This is a genomic window from Rhizobium sp. IY2, assembly GCF_047532935.1.
Lineage (GTDB): Bacteria > Pseudomonadota > Alphaproteobacteria > Rhizobiales > Rhizobiaceae > Rhizobium > Rhizobium anhuiense.
The window spans coordinates 129,072-150,123 of the sequence record NZ_JBLKNU010000008.1; the positions used below are offsets into that span (position 1 = coordinate 129,072).

Here is a 21,052-nt window from a genome sequence, read left to right on the forward strand (position 1 = left end):
ATGTCCGCACGTCCTCCTGTTCTCGTCGATATCAAGTTCAATGCCGAAGGCGTCGCCCGCGTGCTGAAGACGGCCTTTGCCGATCGCGGCAGCATCAATCTCGCCGATCCGGCCAATCGGGCACGCGATCTCCGCGCGGTCGAATACGCACTTCTCTGGAAGCCGGATGCCGACCTTTTTGCGCGGGCGCCGAATCTCAAGGTCATCTTCTCGGGCGGCGCCGGCGTCGACCACATCATCGGCATGGCCGGCCTGCCCGAGATCCCGATCGTCCGCTTCGTCGACCGCAGCCTGACGACCCGCATGAGCGAATGGGTGGTCATGCAGTGCCTGATGCATCTGCGCGGGCAATACGCCCATGACAGCCATCAGCGGCGGCGTGAATGGGCCAAGCTGATCGCGCCTGAGGCGGCGGAGGTGACGGTCGGCGTCATGGGTCTCGGCATTCTCGGGCAGGATGCGGTCGCCAAGCTGAGAGTGATGGGCTTCAACGTCATCGGCTGGTCGCGCAGCCGCAAACAGATCGATGGCGTCGAAACCTTCGATGCCGGCGGATTGGACAGTTTCCTGGGAAGGACGGACATCCTCGTCGGTCTGCTGCCGCTGACGCCTGAAACCTCCGGCTTCTATAACGCCGGACTGTTTGCGAAGCTGCGCCGCAACGGCGCACTCGGGCAGCCGGTTTTCATCAATGCCGGCCGCGGCAAGAGTCATGTCGAGGCCGATATCGTTTCCGCCATTCGTGACGGTACCCTCGGCGGCGCTTCGCTGGATGTCTTCGAGGTGGAGCCGCTCGCCGCCGACAACCCCTTATGGGAATTGCAGAACGTCTTCATCACGCCGCATGACGCGGCCGTCTCCGAAGAAAATGCGCTGTTTCGCCATGTCGAGACCCAGATCGCCCGTTTCGAGCGCGGCGAGCCGCTGCAATTCGTGATCGACCGCGCCGTCGGCTATTAGAGCCGCACGGAACCTTCCAGACGGCAACCCGTTTTCTCCTTCGAGTTCTTGACGGCCGGATCGGTCCGTCAAGACAGCCGAAGGAGACGATCATGGCGCATCAGACGGAAACACGCTGGGAAAAGTCCGATGGCAAGCTTCACAAGGAAGAGCAGATCCCGCCTGTAAAGGCCAGGCAGGGCCGCACGGGCTATCGCATCCTGCTGGTGCTGCTCGCGGCTCTGGTGCTCGCTTTCGTGGTCTGGATACCGGTCGAGATCTGGGGCCAGCGTGAGGCAAACGACGTGGCGCCGCAGCAGCCCGGCCAGCAGTTGCAGTCGCAACAGTCGGGCACCGCGCCAGCGCCGAGCCTTCAGAACGGCACTGCGGTTCCGACCGAGACTCAGAACACGACGCCGGCCGCCCCTGGTGTCGCGCCTGCAGCGCCAGCCCAACCCGCCGCACCGGCCCAATAAGCGTGAGGATGCGCGCTCGCATCCCGCCGCCGTGCAGGCCGCGGGGTGCCTATTGTTTTATCTGGACTTTGTCTGCCGATTTTTCGATAAGAAGGCGCACGAGCCGGTTTCGTGCGCCGGCCGGGAACGTGGCACGACCCGGGAATTTGGCAGCGCCTGACCGGAGTGGACAGGGGCGGGAATTTCATGGCCAAGACGGATATCGCAAGACGCGTTTACAATCACGCTTGGAAACTTGATCCGATCATCCGCAGCCTGATCGATACCGATTTCTATAAGCTGCTGATGCTGCAGATGATCTGGAAGCTCTATCCGGACGTGAACGCCTCCTTCACCCTCATCAACCGCACCAAGCGCGTGCATCTTGCCGAGGAGATCGACGAGGGTGAATTGCGCGAACAGCTCGATCACGCCCGCACGTTGCGGCTCTCGAAAAAGGAGATGATCTGGCTTGCGGGTAACAGCTTCTACGGCCGCGCCCAGATCTTCGAGCCGGAATTCCTTGCCTGGCTTTCCAATTTCCAACTTCCCGAATACGAGCTGTCGAAGAAGGACGGGCAATATGTTCTGGATTTCCACGGGCCGTGGAAGGAAACCACCATGTGGGAGATCCCGGCGCTCGCCATCGTCAACGAGCTGCGCTCACGCTCGGCGATGAAGGCGCTCGGCCCCTTCACCCTTGATGTGCTCTATGCCCGGGCCAAGGCGAAGATGTGGTCGAAGGTCGAGCGGTTGAAGGAACTGCCGGGCCTACGCATCTCCGATTTCGGCACCCGCCGCCGCCACAGTTTCCTCTGGCAGCGCTGGTGCGTCGAAGCGCTGAAGGAAGGCATCGGCCCGGCCTTTGCCGGCACCAGCAACGTATTGCTGGCTATGGATTCCGACCTCGAGGCCGTCGGCACCAATGCCCACGAGCTGCCGATGGTGGCCGCCGCCCTTGCCGAAACCGATGAGCAACTGCGCAACGCGCCCTACAAGATCCTGCGCGACTGGAACAAGCTCTATGGCGGCAATCTTCTGATCGTCCTGCCGGATGCCTTCGGCACTGCCGCCTTCCTGCGCGACGCGCCGGAATGGGTCGCCGATTGGACCGGCTTCCGCCCGGACAGTGCTCCGCCGATCGAAGGCGGCGAGAAGATCATCGACTGGTGGAAGAAGATGGGCCGTGATCCGCGCCAGAAGCTGCTGATCTTCTCCGATGGCCTCGATGTCGATGCCATCATCGATACCTACCGGCATTTCGAAGGCCGTGTGCGCATGAGCTTCGGCTGGGGCACGAATCTGACGAACGATTTTTCCGGCTGCGCGCCGATCGAAATCTCCGGCCTCAACCCGATCTCCGTCGTCTGCAAGGTCAGTGACGCCAATGGCCGTCCGGCGGTGAAGCTCTCCGACAACCCGCAGAAGGCGACGGGCGAACCGGCAGAGGTCGAACGCTACCTGAAATTCTTCGGCGCCGAAGACAGGGTCGATCAGACCGTTCTCGTATAGCTCCGGGACGAGGTGCCGCCATCCCGTGGCGCATTGGTATGCCCCGACATCGCATCCTCGATCGACCAACCGAAGCGCCAGGCGTCGAACATCGAGTACCATTCCTGAAAATCGGTGATCGGCAGGATATCCGGCTTCGACATCGGATTGTCGGCCAGGCTGCGGCCACGTGCACGGTCCCGTGCGCCACGCTCCTGCATCTCAAGCAGATTCTCGAACATCATTACCCCCCGGGTCTTCATCCGATGCATTTATGCAATCATGCTAATAAAGCATTGTCGAGTCCTGATGCGATGATTTGGGTTTTTCACAGGATTAGCCCCAATGCGCTAATCCAGGGATGGCGGAGCCCGAACTGGCCGAGCGTGACAACGCTCGGCTTGCGCTCCATGAACGCCTAGTGACGGGGAGGCTCGGCTTCCTGGCTGGGGTCCGCCGCCGAGCCTCCCGGCTTGCCGACCTTGAACCAGCCGGCAGCGCCGACAAACTGCCGCTTACCGGCAAGCGTGATCCAACCCAGATGACATCATTGGCTAACGACAAGTTAATATCCACCGGCCTCGTCCCGATCCTACGCAATCCTGCAACGTAGGCTCGCGGCATTCCTCGGGGTTTCAGGCCGCCAATCTGCGAAACCGGGTTCTGATCCGGTCGAGATAGTAGTGGCCGGGAGACGGCGCTGCCGTCATCGCATGGGCTTCGGAGGAGGGCACGCCTTCGAACAGACGTTCCTCGCCATTCTTGAAACAAATCCTGAGCCGCCCGTCATCCTGGCTGAAATAGACGGATTTGATGATCTTCGACTTTACCGAAAGTTCTTCCACCTGTTTTACCTCTGTTTTTTTAAATTTGGCAGACGGTAAACCCAAACGTGCAAAGACGCGGTGAACTCGCATGGTAAAAAATCAGGAATCTTTCGACGTTTGAAACCCGCAGCACCATCGCAGCGCCGAGTTCGAAAGCCTCGAACGCACGCTTGTGAGCGGTGTACTTCGTTGCCCTCTCTCGCCCGCGTCCCGCACACGCAAAGGCCTGTGTCAGTCATTTGATCCGTGAAGCCGGAAACAAGATCAAGCCCGATCAGATTTTGCCAATCCGGCGGAGAACGCCGTCAGCAGAGCCCTTCCCGGGCCCCAATCCTCAAGGCCGCTTTGCCCGTTGATATGGCCGAAAGGGCCGATCTCGACAAGGCCGCTGCCCCACAGATCGGCTCGTGCACGGGCATAGCCTGGCGTGCCGAAGGGATCATCGGCGCTTGCGATAATCAGAGTGGGAAAGCGCATTCGTTGCAATGGCGGATCTGCGAATCCGGCGGCCTCCTCAGGGAATGATACGGACTGCGGATCGGGGACCGCTACAAGAAACGCTCCGGCAACGGCAAGTGAGGAAATCTGCTGCCAATGAGCGACCAGCAGACAGGCAAGGCTATGAGCGACGAGCAGGGGAGGGGTTGCCGATGCGCCGACGGCGCGCTCCAGGGCTGAAATCCAGTCCGCTAAGTCGGGCTTTTCCCAATCGGCCGGTCGAAAACGCCGCATTTTGGGATTCGACCTTTCCCAGTGCGTTTGCCAATGAGCCTCGCCCGAACCGCCAATCCCCGGCAATATAATGATGTCCCTCATGTCTTTTCCTCTGATCATCCGTGCAGGTGAAAATGATGCATTTTCATTTGCTTCGGAATGAATGATCATCGGAAAACCGCGCCGCTCTCCGATGATTTCAAGGTGATCCCATGGCTTTTCAGGAAAACAATCGGGTTTTGCTCGACCCAACCGATATCGCCATTATTGAAGCGATGCAGGAAAACGGCCGCATTGCGATTTCCGAACTCGGCCGACGGGTCGGGCTCTCTCAGCCGGCGGCATCGGAACGGGTCAAACGACTGGAAGACCGCGGCATCATTACCGGTTACTCCGCTCGTATCGACCCTGCCGCTCTGGGAATTGGAATGACGGCTGTGCTTCGCCTGCGCACGACGCATGAGCATATCAAACCCTGTCTGAAACAGTTCGCCGAGATGCCGCAAGTCATGGAAGTATTGCGCCTGACCGGAGAGGACTGCTTTCTCTTGAAGGTGCTGGTTCCGTCGCCAGGAGAGCTGGAAACGATCGTTGACACGATCGCGCGTTTTGGGGCCGTGACGACATCCCTGGTGTTGCGCGGCGAGAATCCGAAGCCGATTGGACGCGCCCTGCTGCAGCGCGTTTGAGAATATGCCGACGACCAGTGAAGCGCGCCGCCAAAGACGCTGCCGCATCCCGCTCGCGATATGGTTTGAAATCTATATTGAGAAACGAGGATATGGCGGACAGGGTGGGATTCGAACCCACGGTACGCTTTCACGTACACACGCGTTCCAGGCGTGCGCCTTAAACCACTCGGCCACCTGTCCTTTTTTGGCGTTCGCGCCCGGATAGGAGCAAATCGTCGGAACGGCGCGATATATACCGATGAATTTTCGCCGATCAACCGAAATCTAACAGTTTTTTGACTTCTTTCGATAAAACTCGCCGCGGCCCGTCCATTGTGCTTCACCTCATCGATGACTATGTAATTCTCCGAGGTGGAGAATGGCGCGGCCGGCCGGAATTGTCCGGCATATCGAGCGTCGGAGGAATTGATGCGTTTCCTGTTGCGTCTGGCGAGTCTTGTCGCGCTTGCGGCGGCCGTTATTGCCGGGACCATCGATTCGATCCAATCGGTTGCGGCCTCCTCCGTGGTGATGACGCCGATCTCCGATGCCTGGGAGGATGTGAGCCCGACCACACTGACGTCGCTGCAAGCGGCCCTTTCCTATTATGTCCACCCGCGTTTCTATACCTTCATCTTCCAGTGGCTGATGCTCCAGCCGGCCTTTGCCGTTTTCCTGGTAATCGCACTGCTTCTGTGGATGATCGGCTACAAGAAGCCGCCCATCGCCGGTCGCTTCACCGCATAGAAAAGGCGGTTTCGCCCGCACCATCCGGCGAGAAATCCGCATGGGCATCGGCCCTCTACAGCCTCGATATTTGCCACCGGATTGGCTAGAAAATCTGCATCCTGACGGAAAGAATGTCCAAAAATCAGCCCCGAAGAGCGGATTTTCGGCAATTGTTGCAAATCTTTACCAGCTGAAAAATTTCTGGTGAATTTTTCCGTGAGCCATGCAAGGATGCGCGCAGCCAGGCCTCCGGGGGGAGGTCGGTGGTTCCGCAGACATGCCCGGAAAGGGCTTGCGGGAGGACCCCTAACGAATAGCAACAACAGGGCTGCACAATGAAAAAATCCCTTCTCACTCTCTTTGCCGTGGCTGCCATGTCGACGACGGCGCTTGCCGCCGATGTCAAGCCGGCGCTGGTTTACGGCACCGGCGGGAAGTTCGATAAGTCCTTCAACGAGGCGGCCTACAACGGTGCCGAGAAGTTCAAGGCCGAGACCGGCATTGCCTATCGCGACTTCGAGCCGACGGGCGACACCCAGGGCGAGCAGGCCATCCGCAACTTCGCAAGCCGCGGCTTCAATCCGGTGGTTGCCGTTTCCTTCGCCTGGACGTCGGCCATCGAGAAGGTTGCAGCCGAATTCCCGGACACCAAGTTCATCATCGTTGACTCCGTCGTCGACAAGCCGAACGTCCGCTCGGTTGTCTACAAGGAAGAAGAAGGCTCCTACCTCGTCGGCGTTCTCGCCGGCATGGCGTCGAAGTCAGGCAAGGTCGGCTTCGTCGGTGGCATGGATATTCCGCTGATCCGCAAGTTCGAATGCGGCTACGAGCAGGGCGCACGCTCCGTCAAGGCCGATATCGAAGTCTTCCAGAACATGACCGGCACGACGGGCGCTGCCTGGAACGACCCGGTCCGCGGCGGCGAACTCACCAAGAACCAGATCGACCAGGGCGCTGACGTCGTCTATGCGGCAGCCGGTGCCACCGGTCTCGGCGTTCTGCAGACTGCGGCCGACAACAAGAAGCTGTCGATCGGCGTCGACTCCAACCAGAACTACCTGCATCCGGGCTCGGTCCTGACCTCGATGGTCAAGCGTGTCGACCTCGCCGTCTACAATGCCTACAACGACACCAAGAACGACAAGTTCACCGGCGGCGTTCAGGCGCTCGGCGTCAAGGAAGACGGTGTCGGCGCTGCGATCGACGAGCATAACAAGTCGCTGATCACGCCGGAAATGCAGGCTGCCGTCGACAAGGCCAAGGCCGACATCATCGCGGGAACCGTCAAGGTTCACGATTACACCTCGGACAACGCTTGCCCGAAGTGATCCGCGCCCGAATGTGATCGACGATTGAGATCGGGCGTATGGCGGAGGGGATTTTCGCCATACGCCCTTTTCTTATTTGGAGCCTGCAGTGACAGATAAGCCCGCTATCGAGCTTGTCGGCATCGACAAGAAGTTCGGTGCCGTCCACGCCAACAAGGACATCAACCTCACCGTTGCCAAGGGGACGATCCACGGCATCATCGGCGAAAACGGCGCCGGCAAATCGACCCTGATGTCGATCATCTACGGTTTCTACCATGCCGACAGCGGCGAGATCCGCGTCAACGGCAACCCCGTCACCATCCGCGACAGCCAGGCGGCGATCGCCACCGGCATCGGCATGGTGCACCAGCATTTCATGCTGGTCGATAATTTTACGGTGCTCGAAAACATCATGCTCGGCGCCGAAGGCGGCATGCTGCTGGCCAGAGGCGTCGCGTCGGCCCGGGCCGAGCTCAAGCGGCTGGAAACGGAATATGGCCTGGAGGTCGATCCCGATGCGCTGATTGAAGAGCTTCCTGTCGGCCTGCAGCAGCGTGTCGAAATCCTGAAAGCCATGTATCGCGGCGCCGAGATCCTGATCCTCGACGAGCCCACCGGCGTGCTGACGCCGGCGGAAGCCGATCATCTTTTCCGCATCCTCAAAGTGCTGCGCGACCAGGGCAAGACGATCATCCTCATCACCCACAAGCTGCGCGAGATCATGGCGATCACCGACACGGTCTCGGTCATGCGCCGCGGCGAAATGGTCGCCACCCGCAAGACGGCGGAGACGACGGTGGAAGAACTCGCCGAGCTGATGGTCGGCCGCCGCGTGCTGCTGCGCGTGCAGAAGGGCGAGGCGAACCCGGGAGCCGCCGTCCTGTCCGTCCGCAACCTGACGGTCAAGGACAATCGCGGCGTCACCATGGTCGACAACGTCTCCTTCGATGTGCGCGCCGGCGAAATCGTCGGCATCGCCGGTGTCGCCGGCAATGGCCAGTCCGAACTGCTGGAGGCGATTGCCGGCATCCGCAAGCCGACCTCCGGCGAAATCCTTCTCGACGGCAAGACGATCGACAAGGCTGATCCCGCCCGCCTGCGCGATCTCGGCCTCGCTCATATCCCCGAGGACCGCCACCATATGGGCCTGGTGCTGAAATTCGAGGAGTACGAAAATTCCGTGCTCGGCTACCATCGCCGCCCGGGTTACAGCAAAGGTCCGCTGCTCGATCTTGAAGCGCTCCGCAAGGATGCGATGGAGAAGATCGAGAAATACGACATCCGCCCGCCGAACCCGCGTCTGAAGACGGCGAATTTCTCCGGCGGCAACCAGCAGAAGATCGTTGTTGCCCGTGAGATCGAACGCGATCCGAAGATGCTGATCATCGGCCAGCCGACACGCGGCGTCGATATCGGCGCCATCGAATTCATCCACCGCCGGATCATCGAAATGCGCGACGCGGGCAAGGCAATTCTGCTCGTCTCCGTCGAACTCGATGAAATCCGCGCCCTTTCGGACCGTATCCTTGTCATGTTTGCCGGCCATGTCGTCGGCGAGAAGACGCCCGATGCCGGTGAACAGACCCTCGGCCTGATGATGGCCGGCATTGCCGCGTGAGGCCTTTATGAGCACAGCTTCCGTTCCGCTACCAAACTGGATCAACTACGGCCTCATCCCGCTTTTGAACCTTATCGTCGCCTTCCTGATCTCCGGCTTCGTCGTCTGGCTGATCGGCGAGAGCCCGCTCGATGCGCTGTCGCTGCTGATCCAGGGCGCGCTCGGCAATGGCGAAGGCATCGGCTTCACGCTGTATTATGCGACGAGCTTCATCTTCACCGGCCTCTCCGTCGCGGTGGCGATCCACGCCGGCCTTTTCAACATCGGTTCCGAAGGCCAGGCCTATATCGGTGGCCTCGGCTGCGCGCTGGTGGCGCTTTCGCTCGATCGTTACGTGCCGTGGTATGTGACGATGCCGATCGCGGTCGTCGGCGCCGGCCTGTTCGGCGCAGCGTGGGCCTTCATTCCGGCCTTCCTGCAGGCAAAACGCGGCAGCCACATCGTCATCACGACGATCATGTTCAACTATATCGGCGCCGCACTGATGGTGTACCTCCTGGTGCATGTGCTGATCGTGCCGGGCAAAATGGCGCCGGAAACCCGGACCTTCCTCGACGGCGGCCAATTGCCGAAGCTCGGCTGGGTCATGCAGCTGTTCGGCGCCAAGCTGGGGGCTGCCCCGTTCAATGTCTCCTTCATCATTGCGCTCGTCGTCAGCTATCTCGTCTGGCTGCTCGTCTGGCGCACCAAGCTCGGTTTCGAGATGCGCACGCTGGGCGCCAGCCCGACGGCTGCGGCCTATGCGGGTATCCCCTATGCCCGCACGGTCATCATCGCCATGCTGCTGTCCGGCGCGCTCGCCGGCATGATGGCGTTGAACCCCGTCATGGGCTCGTCGGCCCGCCTGCAGGTGGAATTCGTCGGCGGTGCCGGCTTCGTCGGCATCGCGGTCTCGCTGATGGGCCGCAACCATCCGCTCGGCATCATCATGGCAGCGATTCTCTTCGGCATCCTCTACCAGGGCGGCGACTGGATCTCCTTCGAAATGCCGAATATCACCCGCGAGATGATCCTCGTCATCCAGGGTCTGGTGATCCTTTTCGCCGGCGCGCTGGAATATATGTTCCGACCGGCGATGGTGCGTCTCTACCAACAGTTCAAGCGCGGTTAAGGAGCAGGCGATGGATTATTACGACATATTCATCAGCGTCCTGAGCTCGACCATCCGCCTGTCGATCCCGCTGATCTTCACCGCTCTTGCCGGTCTGTTTTCGGAGCGCGCCGGTATCTTCGATATCGGCCTCGAGGGCAAGATGTTGGGCTCGGCCTTTGCCGCCGCCTGCGTTGCCTATCTCACCGATTCGGCCTGGCTTGGGCTCGGCGCCGGCGTCATCTGCTCGGTGGCGCTGAGCCTGGTGCATGGCTTTGCCTCGATCACCAACCGCGGCAACCAGATCGTCTCCGGTGTCGCGATCAACTTCTTCATCGCCGGCATCACCATCGTGCTCGGCCAAGCCTGGTTCGGCCAGGGCGGCCGTACGCCGCAGCTGTCGCCGGATTCGCGCTTCGCGCCGATCATCCTGCCGGGCGCCGATGCCGCGCGCGACATACCGATCATCGGCCCGATCTATGCCAATGTCATTTCGGGCAACAATATCCTCACCTACCTCGCCTTTCTTGCCGTGCCCTTCTCCTGGTGGGTGCTTTACCGCACGCGTTTCGGCCTCAGGCTCCGCGCCGTCGGCGAAAACCCGGGTGCGGTCGATACGGCTGGTATATCGGTCGCCTGGCTGCGGTACCGCGCCGTCATGTGTGCCGGCATTCTCTGCGGCTTTGCCGGCACCTATCTGGCAATCGCCCAGTCCGCCGCCTTCATCAAGGACATGTCGGCCGGCAAGGGCTACATTGCGCTCGCTGCTCTGGTCTTCGCCAAGTGGAAGCCGGTGCCGGTCATGTTTGCCTGCCTGCTTTTCGGCTTCCTAGATGCGCTGGCAAATTTCATGCAGGGAAAGCAGGTGCCGCTGATCGGGGAGGTGCCGGTTCAGGTCTTCCAGGCGCTGCCCTATGTCCTGACCTGCGTCCTGCTTGCCGGCTTTATCGGCGTCGCGACCCCGCCGAAGGCAGGTGGCGTGCCCTATACGAAGGAGCGTTGATATGTCTCACGATCTGTTCGAAGCCGCCCGCGGCGCCATGGCCTTTGCCCATGCGCCCTATTCGAAATTCCCGGTCGGTGCGGCGATCCGCGCCGAGGACGGCAAGGTCTATACCGGCGCCAACATCGAAAACCTCTCCTTTCCGCAAGGATGGTGCGCCGAGCCGACGGCGATCGGCGCCATGATCATGGGCGGCGCGAAGAAGATCGTCGAAATGGCGGTCATAGCCGAAAAACTGCCGCTCTGCCCGCCCTGTGGCGGCTGCCGCCAGAAGATCTCGGAATTTGCCTCGAAGGAGACGAGGATCTACCTCTGCGATGAGGCGGGCGTGAAGAAGACGATGACGATGGAAGAGCTTCTTCCCTTCAGCTTCGAGACCGAACTCGGATGAAGGCGACGGTCAGCCTGCTCGCCGCATTGCTTGGTGGGATCAAGCCGCGCCACGGCATCGTGCTCGGCTCCGGTCTCGGCTCTCTCGTCGGTGAGCTCGACGGCGCCGTGCGTGTTCCCTATCGTGACCTGCCGGGCTTTCCCGTCAGCGCCGTCTCCGGCCACGCAGGCGAAGTCGTCGCCGGGCGCCTCGGCGGTGTGCCTGTCGTCATGCTCTCCGGCCGCGTACATTATTACGAGAAGGGCGATGCCAACGCCATGCGCGTGCCGATCGAGGTGCTGAAGGCGCTCGGCGTCGAAGTGCTGATCCTGACCAATTCGGCCGGATCGTTGCGTGACGACCTGCCGCCCGGTTCGGTGATGCAGATCACCGACCATATCAACTATTCCGGCATGAACCCGCTGATCGGTGAGGAAAGCGATCAGCGTTTCGTCGGCATGACCAATGCCTATGATGCCGGCCTTGCCGCGGCGATGCAAAGGGCGGCGGCAAAGCTTAAAATCGACCTGGCGCAGGGTGTCTACATGTGGTTCTCCGGTCCCAGCTTCGAAACGCCGGCCGAAATCCGCATGGCGCGCATCCTTGGCGCCGATGCCGTCGGCATGTCGACGGTGCCCGAGGTGATCATCGCAAGAATGCTGGGCCTGAGGGTTGCCGCCGCCTCCGTCATCACCAACTATGGGGCAGGCATGACCGGCAATGAGCTCAGCCATGAGGAAACCAAGGACATGGCGCCCGTTGGCGGCGCCCGTCTCGCCGCCATACTGAAAGACATGATTGCGGCTGGAACAGGATGATTTTAGGCCGGGTCGGCCTAAAATCTGAATCCTGTTCTACATTATAGAGTTAGAGCATGATGTCATGAGAAAACCGCTCACACTTTTCGGCATCATGCTCGAGAGGAAGCGAAGATGAATAGCCATTCCAACCGGGAAACGGCGGCGGTCGCCCTTTCTCTCCTCGATCTCACCAATTTGAAGGATGATTGCACCGAGGCGCAGATCGACGCGCTCTGCGCCCGCGCGCAGACGCCCTACGGCAACAGCGCTGCAATCTGTATCTGGCCGCGGTTTGTCGCCCAGGCCCGCAATATCCTCGGCACCGGGCATGCCGTGCGTATCGCGACCGCCGTCAACCTCCCCTTCGGCGATATGGAAGTGGCCGATGTCGCCGCCGAAGCACGCGAGGCGATTGCCGATGGCGCCGATGAGATCGATCTGGTCATTCCCTACCGCAAGCTGCTCGCCGGCAACGAGAAGGCGGTGACCGACATGGTCAAGGCCGTGCGCGCCGAATGCGCCAACCCCGTTCTGCTGAAGGTCATCATCGAGACCGGCGAGCTGAAGGATGCGGCATTGATCCGCCGCGCCTCCGAACTCGCCATCGAAGCCGGCGCCGATTTCATCAAGACATCCACCGGCAAGGTTGCCGTCAACGCGACGCTCGAAGCCGCCGACATCATGATCCGCACTATTCGCGAAAGCGGCCGCAAGGTCGGCTTCAAGCCGGCCGGCGGCATCGGCTCGGTGGCCGATGCCGCACTCTATCTAAGCCTTGCCGAAACCATCATGACACCGGATTGGGCGATGCCGTCGACATTCCGCTTCGGCGCTTCCGATCTGCTCGACGATATCCTGGCGGTTCTGAGCGGAATCCCGTCGGCCTCTGTTGCGGCGTCGAGCTATTGAAATGATTCCGCAGGAAATCATCCGGCGTAAGCGCAATGGCGACGAACTCGACGCCGCCGATATCAGCGCCTTCATCGCGGCGCTCGCCGCCGGCCGACTGTCGGAAGGCCAGGTCGGCGCATTCGCCATGGCCGTCTGGTTCAAGGGCATGTCGCGGGCCGAAACCGTGGCTTTGACGCTGGCGATGGCCGACTCCGGCGACAGGCTGCAATGGGCCGATATCGATCGCCCGATCGCCGACAAACATTCGACCGGCGGCGTCGGCGACAATGTTTCGCTGATGCTGGCGCCGATCGCCGCCGCCTGCGGCCTGGCTGTTCCGATGATCTCCGGGCGTGGCCTCGGCCATACCGGCGGCACGCTGGATAAGCTCGAATCCATTCCCGGCTATATGATCACCCCCGATGCGGACCTGTTCCACAAGGTCGTGAAGGAGGCGGGATGCGCCATCATAGGCCAGACCGGCGCCTTGGCGCCGGCCGACGGCAGGCTCTATGCCGTGCGCGACGTGACTGCCACCGTCGATTCCATTCCCCTCATCACCGCCTCGATCCTCTCGAAGAAACTTGCGGCCGGGCTCGAGACGCTGGTGCTCGACGTCAAGGTCGGCAACGGCGCCTTCATGGTCGAGCGCGACCAGGCGGAGATCCTGGCGCATTCGCTGGTGGAGGTGGCCAATGGCGCAGGCGTGAAAACCTCGGCCCTGATCACCGATATGAACCAGCCGCTTGCCGATAGTGCCGGCAATGCGGTCGAAATGCGCAACTGCCTGGATTTCCTGGCGGGCCGAAAAAGCGACACACGACTTGCGACCGTCGTTCTTGCCTTCGCCGGCGAAATGCTGGTGAAATCCGGCATTGCCGCTTCGTCTGATGAAGCCGAGAGGATGGCGCGTCAGTCCCTGTCATCGGGCAAGGCGGCCGAGGTTTTCGCGCGCATGGTGTCCATGCTTGGCGGCCCGGCCGATCTCATCGAAAACCCCGACCGGTACCTGGCCAAAGCGCCTGTGGAAAAACCTGTCCCGGCCGCCCGGTCCGGCTGGCTTGCTGCCTGCGATGCGCGTGGCATCGGCGTCAGTGTCATCGACCTCGGCGGTGGTAGACGCCATCCGGCTGACCGGATCGATCATCGCGTCGGCTTCTCCGACCTCCTGCCGCTCGGAACCCGCGTGACTGCCGGCGAACCGATCGCTCTCGTTCATGCCGCCGACGAAGCCGCGGCGGAGAGGGCAGTTGCAGCGCTTGCCGCGCACTACCGCATCACCGAGGACAGACCGGAGTTGGCGCCGGTGATTACGGGCCTGATCTGATGCGGTTTACTGCTTGAGGCTGAGCGAACCGTCGGCGACGGAATAGGAGTCGAGCTTCTGCAGGAAGCTCATGCCGACCAGCGTCGTCGTCAGCGCATCGTCCTTGAGGACGAAGGCTTCGACATCGCGCACACGAATACCGCCGATTTCGATCCGGTCGAGCGTCACATGCGCGGCTTTCGTCTGGCCGTTCGCAGTGTTCACCCCATAGCGGAAATCGAGTTGGCTGGCGGTGAAGCCCAATCGGCGGGCGAGCGTCTCGTTGAGCGCCACATAGGTCGCACCGGTATCGATCAGGCCCTGCACCGGTTTGCCGTTCATCTTGAAGCTGCCGGTATAGTGGCCCTGCGCATCGGCCTGCAGGCGGATCGCATTGCTGCCGGAGACCGGCGCGGATGTTGCGGGCTTGTCGCTCTCGGTCGATAGGTAATTGGCAGACAATGCATCAGCAGGCTGCTGGCTGGAGCCTTCGAGGAAGGAAGGCACTTGTGTGGCGAGCACCGCGGCGATGCTGGCGAAAAGGACGGTACGCACGAGCATGAAACAGAAATCCTTCCTGTATAAACCCGGCTTCATGCAGGGCCTCATGCTCCAAGCTTGCTAAGCCTCAAGTGCTGACAAGTTGCTAATATCGATAATGAAAAGGCCCGGACTGAACCAGCCGGGCCGTAAAGTCTTTCGATTTGGTAAAGAAAGGCTGAAACTATTTGGTGCCGTACATGCGGTCGCCGGCATCGCCGAGGCCGGGCACGATGTAGCCCTTCTCGTTGAGATGACTGTCGATCGATGCGGTGAAGACCGGAACATCGGGATGGGCGGCGCGGAAGTTGCGGATGCCTTCCGGGGCGGCAAGCAGGCAGAGAAAGCGGATATTGTGAGCGCCGCGCTCCTTGAGCTTGTCGATTGCCGCGATCGAGGAATTGCCGGTTGCAAGCATCGGGTCGACGACGATGATCAGGCGTTCGGCCACGTCCTCCGGCGCCTTGAAGTAATATTCGACCGGCTGCAGCGTCTCATGGTCGCGGTAAACGCCGATATGCGAAACGCGGGCGGAAGGCACGAGATCGAGCATGCCTTCGAGCAGTCCGTTGCCGGCGCGCAGGATCGAGGCGAAGACCAGCTTCTTGCCCTCGAGGATCGGCGACTCCATCGTCTGCAGCGGCGTTTCGATCGTTTCCATCGTCAGTTCGAGATCGCGGGTCACCTCGTAACAGAGCAGCGTCGAGATTTCGCGCAACAACCGCCGGAAACTCCCCGTCGATGTCTCCTTGCGTCGCATGATGGTGAGCTTGTGCTGCACCAGCGGGTGATCGATGACCGTGACGCCGTCCATGGGGAAGCCTTTCATTCTTTCTATCGACTGTTTCTTTCACGGAAATCGGCCCTACTGCAAGAGTGGAGGCCAATCTTCCCCAGCCTCTCGTCCTTAAATCCGGGCAAGCAGGGCCTTGCGTGTCTCCTCGTCGACGAAGGCCGCTTCGATCGCCGTTTGCGTCATGCCGTTGATCTCGGCGTCGCTGAAGCCGAAGGCTCCGGCGGCAAGTTCGTATTCCCGCCCCAGCGAGGTATGGAAGAAGGGCGGATCGTCCGAGCTGATCGTCACCCTGACGCCTGCCTCCTTCAGCCGGCGCAGCGGATGGGAGGCGAAATCGGGAAAGACTCCGAGCGCGATATTCGAGCTCGGGCAGACCTCGAGCACGGTGCCGAGATCGGCAAGCCGCTTCACCAGATCGATATCCTCAACGGCGCGCACGCCATGGCCGATGCGCGAAGGACGCACCGCATCGAGCGCGTCGGTAACGCTGAACGCGCCGCAGACCTCACCGGCATGGATGGTCAGCCCCAGGCCGGCATCGCGGGCGATATCGAAGGCACGGGCGTAGTCGGCGACGCGCCCCATGCGCTCCTCGCCGGCAAGGTTGAAGCCGGTTATCAGAGGATTGCCGGCCTTAACAGCATATTCGGCAGCACCTATCACGCTCTCCGGGCCGAAATGCCGCTCGCCGGTGACGATCAGCCGGGCCTCGATGCCGCTCTTTTCCCTAGCCCGCCGGATGCCTTCGCAGATACCTGACATATAGGCGTCGGCCCCCAGTCCGATGCGCTTGCCGTGGTCGGGCGAAACGATGAGTTCGCTGTAGATCGTATTGATGCCGGCGAGTTCGTCGAGATAGGTCTCGGTTAGAAGCGCATAGTCCTCTTCGGTTCTGTAGACCTCGGAAATCTTGTCATAACATACGAGGAAGCTTGCGAAATCATGCCAGACATAGGCCCCGTCGCGAAGCTCCGCGCTGATGTCGACGCCGTATTTCCGTGCCTGCGCCGCGGTCAGAGCTGGCGGCGCCGCACCCTCCAGATGGCAGTGCAGTTCGACCTTCTTCAAATGCGATGTCACAGAAAACTCCTTCCGTGCAGTCCGGTTGGAATGCCCAGATGCCGTGCGATACTCTCGCCGATATCGGCATAGCTGCGGCGCACGCCGATCGAGCGCGACCGGATGCCGGGGCCGTAGGCGATGACAGGCACGCGCTCGCGCGTATGGTCCGTGCCACGCCAGGTCGGATCGCAGCCATGATCGGCGGTGAGCACGACGAGATCGCCGGGCTTCAGTTTCTTATGGACTTCGGGCAAGCGCGCATCGAAAGCTTCGAGTGCCGCGGCATAGCCCGGCACATCGCGGCGATGGCCGTAGATCATGTCGAAATCGACGAAATTGGTGAAGACGAGATCGCCGTCCTCAGCTTCGTCGATGGCCGCGAGCGACGCATCCATCAGCGCCTCATTGCCGTTTGCCTTGATGACCCTGGAAATGCCCTGATGTGCGAAGATGTCACCGATCTTTCCCACAGCATGCACATGCCGGCCGTGTTCGATCAGCCGGTCGAGCAGTGTCGGCTCGGGCGGCAGCACGGAGAAGTCACGCCGGTTTCCGGTACGCTGGAAGGTAGAGGCGGACTGACCGATAAAGGGTCGGGCGATGACGCGGCCGATATTGTGGGAATCGAGCAGCCCCCGGGCCAAACGGCAAAACGCCAGCAGGCGATCGAGGCCGAAATGCTCCTCGTGCGCCGCGACCTGGAAGACGGAATCCGAGGACGTGTAGCAGATCGGCTTGCCGGTGCGGATATGGTCCTCGCCGAGCCGGGCGATGATCTCCGTTCCCGAGGCATGGCAATTACCGAGAATGCCGGGCACATCGGCCGCCATGCACAGCGCCTCGATGAATTCGGCAGGAAAGGCGTCGCCCTCCATCGGGAAATAACCCCAATCGAAACTGACAGGTGTTCCCGCGATCTCCCAATGGCCTGACGGCGTATCCTTGCCGCGGGAGATTTCGGTGGCGGCGCCATAAATGCCGTAGACCTTCTCCGGGACAGGCATGCCGGCCGGAAAACGGCCTGAGGCGGATCGCGCGATCTGCATGAGCCCGAGTTCCGACATATTGGGCAGGGAAAGCGGTCCTTCGCGCAAACCAGCGCGGTCTCCGGCTCCGGCGGCGCAGAACTCGGCGATATGGCCGAGCGTATCGGCGCCCTCGTCACCATAGGCCGCCGCATCCGGCGCCCCGCCGACGCCGAAGGAATCCAGAACGAAAAGAAAGGCACGCGCCATTTTACACCCGAAAGAGCCGATCGCCGCCCTCCGCAATATCGAAGGCGGTTGAGATCCAGCCATATAATGCTCGGGCCGGCTTGGCAAATTGCAGCGCCGCGCATCTGTTTCAGACGCGCAAAGGACGCTTCAACACTTCGCAGAGAAGAAGGGAAGGGCGGTCAGCAGTCGCCGCAGGGGATCGAGTCGCCTTGCCGCTGGCGATAGTAATAGCTGCGGCTGATGGTGATCGTGCGCATGCCGTCCGGCATGAAGTTCGGCGCGAACAGGAACATCGTATAGGGAATGCTGACCTCGGTGCGGACCAGGAAGCTGTTTGCCGTCTTCATGTCAGACGGCACGTTGCTCACTGTGGCGTTCTTGGCATAGGGCACAGTCCCGTCCTGGGCCCAGGACCAGAGCACTTTCGCATTGGCGCCGGCGTCGATGGTAATCCCGGTGATCTTCATCGTCAGCGTGGTCGCGCTGTAGGGCACGAAGATCGCGGTTGCGACCGATGGCATCTGCGCGAGCGCGCTCTTGGTGACAGACTGCTGCTGGGTGATGAGGTCGGCCACCGACCCCGCGGCGCGCGTCACACGCTTGCTGACGCTGAGGCCGATCGTGATTTCGAAAGCACCGATATAGAGCATGACGAGTACGGGAAAGAGGATCGCAAATTCGATCGCTCCGGCACCTTTGCGGTCTCGGATGAGTCGCCGCGCCGTCAGTACGAGTCTGGTGAATGGGTTGCGCAGCGCCATTATGGATACTGCTCGTTCTGGAAGGCCGCGGTCGCGACGATCAGATATTGGCTGGGCATCGAACCGTCGGAGGGACGTATCGTGGTGATATAGGGCCTGACCAGATCCGTGATGATTTCCCAGCGGTAGTAGGCGCGCACCATGTTGATGGTGCCGGCGCCACCTGGCGCGTATTTGAAGGCAGCCGGGTTGATGTCGGCATATCTGTCGGTGGAAAGCTTGGGGATCGTCGTCGGAATGGCCGAGAAAGTGCTGAACGTCTGTACATCCAGATACAGCTTGCTCGGCGTGGCGACCTCGCTCGCCGAGCAGCTGATCAGGATCGAGATTTCATCGCAGAAAGCCTGGCGGAATTGCGCCTGGTTCATATCGGTCGTGCGGCCGAGATTGTAGGTGATCTGCCCGGTCCGCATCCGGCGGCTCATCGTATCGACGGCGTTGGACACGAGTTCCTCGGCGGCGAAGGCGACGAAGGTTTCGAGGATTGCGAAAATCACCAGGAAATAGGGAATGGCGAGCAGGGCGAATTCGATCGCCGCTGCGCCATCGCGCGAACGGGCGAGACCGCGAAACCATGAGAAACGGATTGGCGCGGAGACGCGCGCTTTATCCGTCTTCTGATCAATTACCGTCATTGCCTGGATCCGAGCGACATTCTCCGTCCGCCACACTAGGAGCCGTTCGTTGATTTTCCGTTTCAACCTGACACGACGATTTTAACGAATGGTCGAAGAACTGAAGCAAACCGATCAGGGCGAGGCGGCGGCGGTGGTCGCTTGCTGTGCGTGCTGCTCGCAATTCGGCGTGCACGACAGCACGGAGCGCTCGGTCTGCCGATAGACGCGCACCGTATTGCCTTCGTCAATCGACACCAGGATGCGTTCGTCGAGGATCGCATTGCCGTCGGCATCGAGAAGGACCAGATTGGTGGTGCCGAAGCTGCGTCCCGTCAGCACGATGGTCTTGGCGTCGGCGACGGTCGCATCGGCGACCTTGGCGTTGCCGACGATGACCTTGCTGACGGGGCGGTCGAGCTTCAATACGCGCGCGTGATCCATGTAGACACGCAGCATGTCATCGTCCGCGGCCGCGGTAACTCCCGAAACACCGAAAACGGCGATCATGCCGGCAAAGAAAATGGTTTTGCCGCTCGATGACATTTGGTCCTCTTTCACGATCACAGCGCAATATCCGCATAGAATGGAAAAAAATGGTGAACGAAGCCTTAAGCCTGGCATCCTGTTCCGAGATGAAGCGCAATGATCCGATTTGGCACGGGTTTAGAGTGATGCACGTCTCGGTTGGAGGTGGAATCTGCGCTATTTCCGGATGAACGCACCTGTTATTCCAAGAATATCATTAAATATTGAGGTAAGTGTGCAAGAAAATACTGACTCTACAAAGGCCTGTTGCCTCATTCGCATCTCGTTAACTCTTTTCCTTAAGCCGATGGAAACGGCCATTCGCTAGGTTGCAGTCATCCGATCAACGGCAACAGTTGGCGGACGTGCTGAACATCAACTGGAGTTAGGAGTTACCATGACCAAGCTTTTTAGCCGTTTTCTGAAGGACGAATCCGGCGCGACCGCAATCGAATACGGCCTGATCGCCGCTCTCATTTCCGTAGCGCTCATCACCGGCGCAACGAGCCTGGGCAACAGCATCAGCACCACGTTCAACAATCTCAGCACCAAGATGAATACCGGCGTCACCGCGTCGAACTAAGACAAAGGCCGTCGGGCGGCGACCAATAATACGGCCGGATTCGCTCTGACCGATCTATCGAGTGGGCTCACAGGCTGAACGGCCGTGAGCCTTTTCGCATCAAGTCACGATCGGGGTATACGCATGATCGCAACTGCAGTCTTCGTGATACTGCCATTCTGCCTCGCTATGGCCGCGTTCTCGGATCTGTTCACCATGACGATCCCGAACCGCGTATCTCTGATCCTCATTGTTTCCTTCTTCCTCCTTGCACCGCTCTCTGGCCTGGCCTTGGGTGCGATCGGCATGCATCTTGCGGCCGCTGCCATCGTCTTTTGCGCCTGCTTCGCTCTTTTTGCATTCAATGTGATGGGCGGCGGCGACGCCAAACTGTTGAGCGCCACCGCTCTCTGGTTCGGCCTGAACCAATCCCTCGCCTTCCTGATGCTTGATGTCGCCGCCATCGGCGGCCTGATCACCTTGCTGATCTTGCTGGTGAGAGCGCAATCGAACACCATCCTGGCCATCGGCCTGCCGGTTCCGAATTCGGTCCTTCTCGCCAAGAAGATCCCCTACGGCATCGCGATCGCGATCGGCGGCTTCATGGCCTTTCCTTCGTCGCCGCTGTTCCTCGCCGCGTTGGAAAGCCTGAAATAACGGCATTTTAAATGCTCGTTAACTTAAAATGTAAGCGTTCCATTAACCATAATTATACCAATTGCTGAGCATTCTGCAGGGCGAACATATCGTGCCCTGAG

At 60.7% G+C, this 21,052-nt stretch carries 25 protein-coding genes and 1 tRNA gene; 15 read left to right on the top strand and 11 right to left on the bottom strand.

Annotated features, from left to right (window positions below; all coding sequences use genetic code 11):
- From ACMUVN_RS22890 to pncB, 3 genes are all read left to right on the top strand, one after another.
- Nucleotides 1-960: a 2-hydroxyacid dehydrogenase gene (locus ACMUVN_RS22890; protein ID WP_414815476.1), complete on the top strand. Its 960-nt coding sequence runs from the start codon at nucleotides 1-3 to the stop codon at nucleotides 958-960.
- Between the two features lie 92 nt (nucleotides 961-1,052).
- Entirely contained in the window at nucleotides 1,053-1,415 is a 363-nt protein-coding gene (locus ACMUVN_RS22895; protein ID WP_183906398.1) for a hypothetical protein, read from the top strand.
- Between the two features lie 186 nt (nucleotides 1,416-1,601).
- Nucleotides 1,602-2,906: a nicotinate phosphoribosyltransferase gene (gene pncB / locus ACMUVN_RS22900; protein ID WP_047617438.1), complete on the top strand. Its 1,305-nt coding sequence runs from the start codon at nucleotides 1,602-1,604 to the stop codon at nucleotides 2,904-2,906.
- Here the strand turns inward: pncB and ACMUVN_RS22905 are convergent.
- The 3 genes from ACMUVN_RS22905 to ACMUVN_RS22915 form a co-directional block, all read right to left on the bottom strand.
- Nucleotides 2,888-3,127, bottom strand: a complete 240-nt coding sequence (locus ACMUVN_RS22905; RefSeq protein WP_028758180.1) for a CrpP-related protein — start codon at nucleotides 3,125-3,127, stop codon at nucleotides 2,888-2,890. The two genes, pncB and ACMUVN_RS22905, sit on opposite strands and share 19 nt — an antisense overlap.
- A gap of 393 nt (nucleotides 3,128-3,520) precedes the next feature.
- Complete coding sequence (locus ACMUVN_RS22910; protein WP_028758181.1) at nucleotides 3,521-3,730, bottom strand: KTSC domain-containing protein; 210 nt, start codon at nucleotides 3,728-3,730, stop codon at nucleotides 3,521-3,523.
- Nucleotides 3,731-3,976: 246 nt separating this feature from the next.
- Nucleotides 3,977-4,597: an RBBP9/YdeN family alpha/beta hydrolase gene (locus tag ACMUVN_RS22915; protein ID WP_063473511.1), complete on the bottom strand. Its 621-nt coding sequence runs from the start codon at nucleotides 4,595-4,597 to the stop codon at nucleotides 3,977-3,979.
- Nucleotides 4,598-4,638: 41 nt separating this feature from the next.
- On the opposite strand from ACMUVN_RS22915, the gene ACMUVN_RS22920 reads away from it, so the two are divergent.
- Nucleotides 4,639-5,115: an Lrp/AsnC family transcriptional regulator gene (locus tag ACMUVN_RS22920; protein ID WP_028758183.1), complete on the top strand. Its 477-nt coding sequence runs from the start codon at nucleotides 4,639-4,641 to the stop codon at nucleotides 5,113-5,115.
- 93 nt (nucleotides 5,116-5,208) lie between these two features.
- Here the strand turns inward: ACMUVN_RS22920 and ACMUVN_RS22925 are convergent.
- Nucleotides 5,209-5,298: transfer RNA gene (locus ACMUVN_RS22925), tRNA-Ser, on the bottom strand.
- A 228-nt stretch (nucleotides 5,299-5,526) separates the two neighbouring features.
- On the opposite strand from ACMUVN_RS22925, the gene ACMUVN_RS22930 reads away from it, so the two are divergent.
- The 9 genes from ACMUVN_RS22930 to deoA all read left to right on the top strand — a co-directional run bounded on the left by ACMUVN_RS22930 (nucleotide 5,527) and on the right by deoA (nucleotide 14,235).
- Complete coding sequence (locus ACMUVN_RS22930; protein ID WP_028759164.1) at nucleotides 5,527-5,844, top strand: hypothetical protein; 318 nt, start codon at nucleotides 5,527-5,529, stop codon at nucleotides 5,842-5,844.
- Nucleotides 5,845-6,161: 317 nt separating this feature from the next.
- Nucleotides 6,162-7,154, top strand: a complete 993-nt coding sequence (locus tag ACMUVN_RS22935) for a BMP family lipoprotein (protein WP_003544460.1) — start codon at nucleotides 6,162-6,164, stop codon at nucleotides 7,152-7,154.
- An 88-nt stretch (nucleotides 7,155-7,242) separates the two neighbouring features.
- Nucleotides 7,243-8,754, top strand: coding sequence for an ABC transporter ATP-binding protein (locus ACMUVN_RS22940; protein ID WP_097544462.1), 1,512 nt, complete (start codon nucleotides 7,243-7,245; stop codon nucleotides 8,752-8,754).
- 7 nt (nucleotides 8,755-8,761) lie between these two features.
- Nucleotides 8,762-9,865 carry an ABC transporter permease gene (locus ACMUVN_RS22945; protein WP_414815477.1) on the top strand — a complete coding sequence of 368 codons (1,104 nt, stop codon included), beginning with the start codon at nucleotides 8,762-8,764 and terminating at the stop codon, nucleotides 9,863-9,865.
- 10 nt (nucleotides 9,866-9,875) lie between these two features.
- Nucleotides 9,876-10,847: an ABC transporter permease gene (locus tag ACMUVN_RS22950; protein WP_048338271.1), complete on the top strand. Its 972-nt coding sequence runs from the start codon at nucleotides 9,876-9,878 to the stop codon at nucleotides 10,845-10,847.
- 1 nt (nucleotide 10,848) lies between these two features.
- Complete coding sequence (locus ACMUVN_RS22955) at nucleotides 10,849-11,238, top strand: cytidine deaminase (RefSeq protein WP_028757711.1); 390 nt, start codon at nucleotides 10,849-10,851, stop codon at nucleotides 11,236-11,238.
- Complete coding sequence (locus tag ACMUVN_RS22960; RefSeq protein ID WP_097544461.1) at nucleotides 11,235-12,035, top strand: purine-nucleoside phosphorylase; 801 nt, start codon at nucleotides 11,235-11,237, stop codon at nucleotides 12,033-12,035. Before ACMUVN_RS22955 ends, ACMUVN_RS22960 begins: the two co-directional genes overlap by 4 nt.
- Before the next feature lie 114 nt (nucleotides 12,036-12,149).
- Nucleotides 12,150-12,926, top strand: a complete 777-nt coding sequence (gene deoC / locus ACMUVN_RS22965; protein ID WP_097544460.1) for a deoxyribose-phosphate aldolase — start codon at nucleotides 12,150-12,152, stop codon at nucleotides 12,924-12,926.
- Nucleotide 12,927: 1 nt separating this feature from the next.
- Complete coding sequence (gene deoA / locus ACMUVN_RS22970) at nucleotides 12,928-14,235, top strand: thymidine phosphorylase (protein WP_414815478.1); 1,308 nt, start codon at nucleotides 12,928-12,930, stop codon at nucleotides 14,233-14,235.
- Nucleotides 14,236-14,241: 6 nt separating this feature from the next.
- Here the strand turns inward: deoA and ACMUVN_RS22975 are convergent, their stop codons facing one another.
- The 7 genes from ACMUVN_RS22975 to ACMUVN_RS23005 form a co-directional block, all read right to left on the bottom strand.
- Nucleotides 14,242-14,811 carry a TIGR02281 family clan AA aspartic protease gene (locus tag ACMUVN_RS22975; RefSeq protein WP_414815479.1) on the bottom strand — a complete coding sequence of 190 codons (570 nt, stop codon included), beginning with the start codon at nucleotides 14,809-14,811 and terminating at the stop codon, nucleotides 14,242-14,244.
- A 127-nt stretch (nucleotides 14,812-14,938) separates the two neighbouring features.
- A complete protein-coding gene (gene upp, locus ACMUVN_RS22980) occupies nucleotides 14,939-15,568 on the bottom strand; it encodes a uracil phosphoribosyltransferase (RefSeq protein WP_012759721.1) in 630 nt (209 codons plus the stop codon).
- A gap of 93 nt (nucleotides 15,569-15,661) precedes the next feature.
- A complete protein-coding gene (locus tag ACMUVN_RS22985) occupies nucleotides 15,662-16,630 on the bottom strand; it encodes an adenosine deaminase (protein ID WP_414815480.1) in 969 nt (322 codons plus the stop codon).
- Nucleotides 16,627-17,847, bottom strand: coding sequence for a phosphopentomutase (locus ACMUVN_RS22990; protein ID WP_414815481.1), 1,221 nt, complete (start codon nucleotides 17,845-17,847; stop codon nucleotides 16,627-16,629). Before ACMUVN_RS22990 ends, ACMUVN_RS22985 begins: the two co-directional genes overlap by 4 nt.
- 161 nt (nucleotides 17,848-18,008) lie before the next feature.
- On the bottom strand, nucleotides 18,009-18,590 hold the full coding sequence (locus ACMUVN_RS22995) for a TadE/TadG family type IV pilus assembly protein (RefSeq protein ID WP_028756115.1): 582 nt from the start codon (nucleotides 18,588-18,590) through the stop codon (nucleotides 18,009-18,011).
- The gene (locus ACMUVN_RS23000; RefSeq protein WP_028757047.1) at nucleotides 18,590-19,225 is read right to left on the bottom strand and encodes a TadE/TadG family type IV pilus assembly protein; all 636 of its coding nucleotides are present in this window, start codon (nucleotides 19,223-19,225) and stop codon (nucleotides 18,590-18,592) included. Before ACMUVN_RS23000 ends, ACMUVN_RS22995 begins: the two co-directional genes overlap by 1 nt.
- Before the next feature lie 114 nt (nucleotides 19,226-19,339).
- Nucleotides 19,340-19,750: a pilus assembly protein N-terminal domain-containing protein gene (locus tag ACMUVN_RS23005; RefSeq protein WP_414815482.1), complete on the bottom strand. Its 411-nt coding sequence runs from the start codon at nucleotides 19,748-19,750 to the stop codon at nucleotides 19,340-19,342.
- Between the two features lie 379 nt (nucleotides 19,751-20,129).
- Here ACMUVN_RS23005 and ACMUVN_RS23010 point away from each other — a divergent pair, with 379 nt between their 5' ends.
- On the top strand, nucleotides 20,130-20,315 hold the full coding sequence (locus tag ACMUVN_RS23010) for a Flp family type IVb pilin (protein ID WP_047617466.1): 186 nt from the start codon (nucleotides 20,130-20,132) through the stop codon (nucleotides 20,313-20,315).
- A 123-nt stretch (nucleotides 20,316-20,438) separates the two neighbouring features.
- A complete protein-coding gene (locus ACMUVN_RS23015; protein WP_183906429.1) occupies nucleotides 20,439-20,951 on the top strand; it encodes a prepilin peptidase in 513 nt (170 codons plus the stop codon).
- The last annotated feature ends 101 nt before the right edge of the window (nucleotides 20,952-21,052 follow it).

Excerpts from the sequence above, each read along its gene's own strand:
- ACMUVN_RS23015 (WP_183906429.1), top strand. The coding sequence starts at position 20,439 with ATGATCGCAACTGCAGTCTTCGTGATACTGCCATTCTGCCTCGCTATG.
- ACMUVN_RS22935 (WP_003544460.1), top strand. The coding sequence starts at position 6,162 with ATGAAAAAATCCCTTCTCACTCTCTTTGCCGTGGCTGCCATGTCGACG.
- deoA (WP_414815478.1), top strand. The coding sequence starts at position 12,928 with ATGATTCCGCAGGAAATCATCCGGCGTAAGCGCAATGGCGACGAACTC.
- ACMUVN_RS22915 (WP_063473511.1), bottom strand. The coding sequence starts at position 4,597 with ATGATCATTCATTCCGAAGCAAATGAAAATGCATCATTTTCACCTGCA.
- ACMUVN_RS22950 (WP_048338271.1), top strand. The coding sequence starts at position 9,876 with ATGGATTATTACGACATATTCATCAGCGTCCTGAGCTCGACCATCCGC.
- ACMUVN_RS22975 (WP_414815479.1), bottom strand. The coding sequence starts at position 14,811 with ATGAAGCCGGGTTTATACAGGAAGGATTTCTGTTTCATGCTCGTGCGT.
- ACMUVN_RS23010 (WP_047617466.1), top strand. The coding sequence starts at position 20,130 with ATGACCAAGCTTTTTAGCCGTTTTCTGAAGGACGAATCCGGCGCGACC.
- upp (WP_012759721.1), bottom strand. The coding sequence starts at position 15,568 with ATGGACGGCGTCACGGTCATCGATCACCCGCTGGTGCAGCACAAGCTC.
- ACMUVN_RS22920 (WP_028758183.1), top strand. The coding sequence starts at position 4,639 with ATGGCTTTTCAGGAAAACAATCGGGTTTTGCTCGACCCAACCGATATC.
- ACMUVN_RS22990 (WP_414815481.1), bottom strand. The coding sequence starts at position 17,847 with ATGGCGCGTGCCTTTCTTTTCGTTCTGGATTCCTTCGGCGTCGGCGGG.
- ACMUVN_RS22995 (WP_028756115.1), bottom strand. The coding sequence starts at position 18,590 with ATGGCGCTGCGCAACCCATTCACCAGACTCGTACTGACGGCGCGGCGA.
- ACMUVN_RS22945 (WP_414815477.1), top strand. The coding sequence starts at position 8,762 with ATGAGCACAGCTTCCGTTCCGCTACCAAACTGGATCAACTACGGCCTC.
- ACMUVN_RS22960 (WP_097544461.1), top strand. The coding sequence starts at position 11,235 with ATGAAGGCGACGGTCAGCCTGCTCGCCGCATTGCTTGGTGGGATCAAG.
- ACMUVN_RS22890 (WP_414815476.1), top strand. The coding sequence starts at position 1 with ATGTCCGCACGTCCTCCTGTTCTCGTCGATATCAAGTTCAATGCCGAA.
- ACMUVN_RS22895 (WP_183906398.1), top strand. The coding sequence starts at position 1,053 with ATGGCGCATCAGACGGAAACACGCTGGGAAAAGTCCGATGGCAAGCTT.
- ACMUVN_RS23005 (WP_414815482.1), bottom strand. The coding sequence starts at position 19,750 with ATGTCATCGAGCGGCAAAACCATTTTCTTTGCCGGCATGATCGCCGTT.
- deoC (WP_097544460.1), top strand. The coding sequence starts at position 12,150 with ATGAATAGCCATTCCAACCGGGAAACGGCGGCGGTCGCCCTTTCTCTC.
- ACMUVN_RS22955 (WP_028757711.1), top strand. The coding sequence starts at position 10,849 with ATGTCTCACGATCTGTTCGAAGCCGCCCGCGGCGCCATGGCCTTTGCC.
- ACMUVN_RS23000 (WP_028757047.1), bottom strand. The coding sequence starts at position 19,225 with ATGACGGTAATTGATCAGAAGACGGATAAAGCGCGCGTCTCCGCGCCA.
- ACMUVN_RS22905 (WP_028758180.1), bottom strand. The coding sequence starts at position 3,127 with ATGTTCGAGAATCTGCTTGAGATGCAGGAGCGTGGCGCACGGGACCGT.
- pncB (WP_047617438.1), top strand. The coding sequence starts at position 1,602 with ATGGCCAAGACGGATATCGCAAGACGCGTTTACAATCACGCTTGGAAA.
- ACMUVN_RS22930 (WP_028759164.1), top strand. The coding sequence starts at position 5,527 with ATGCGTTTCCTGTTGCGTCTGGCGAGTCTTGTCGCGCTTGCGGCGGCC.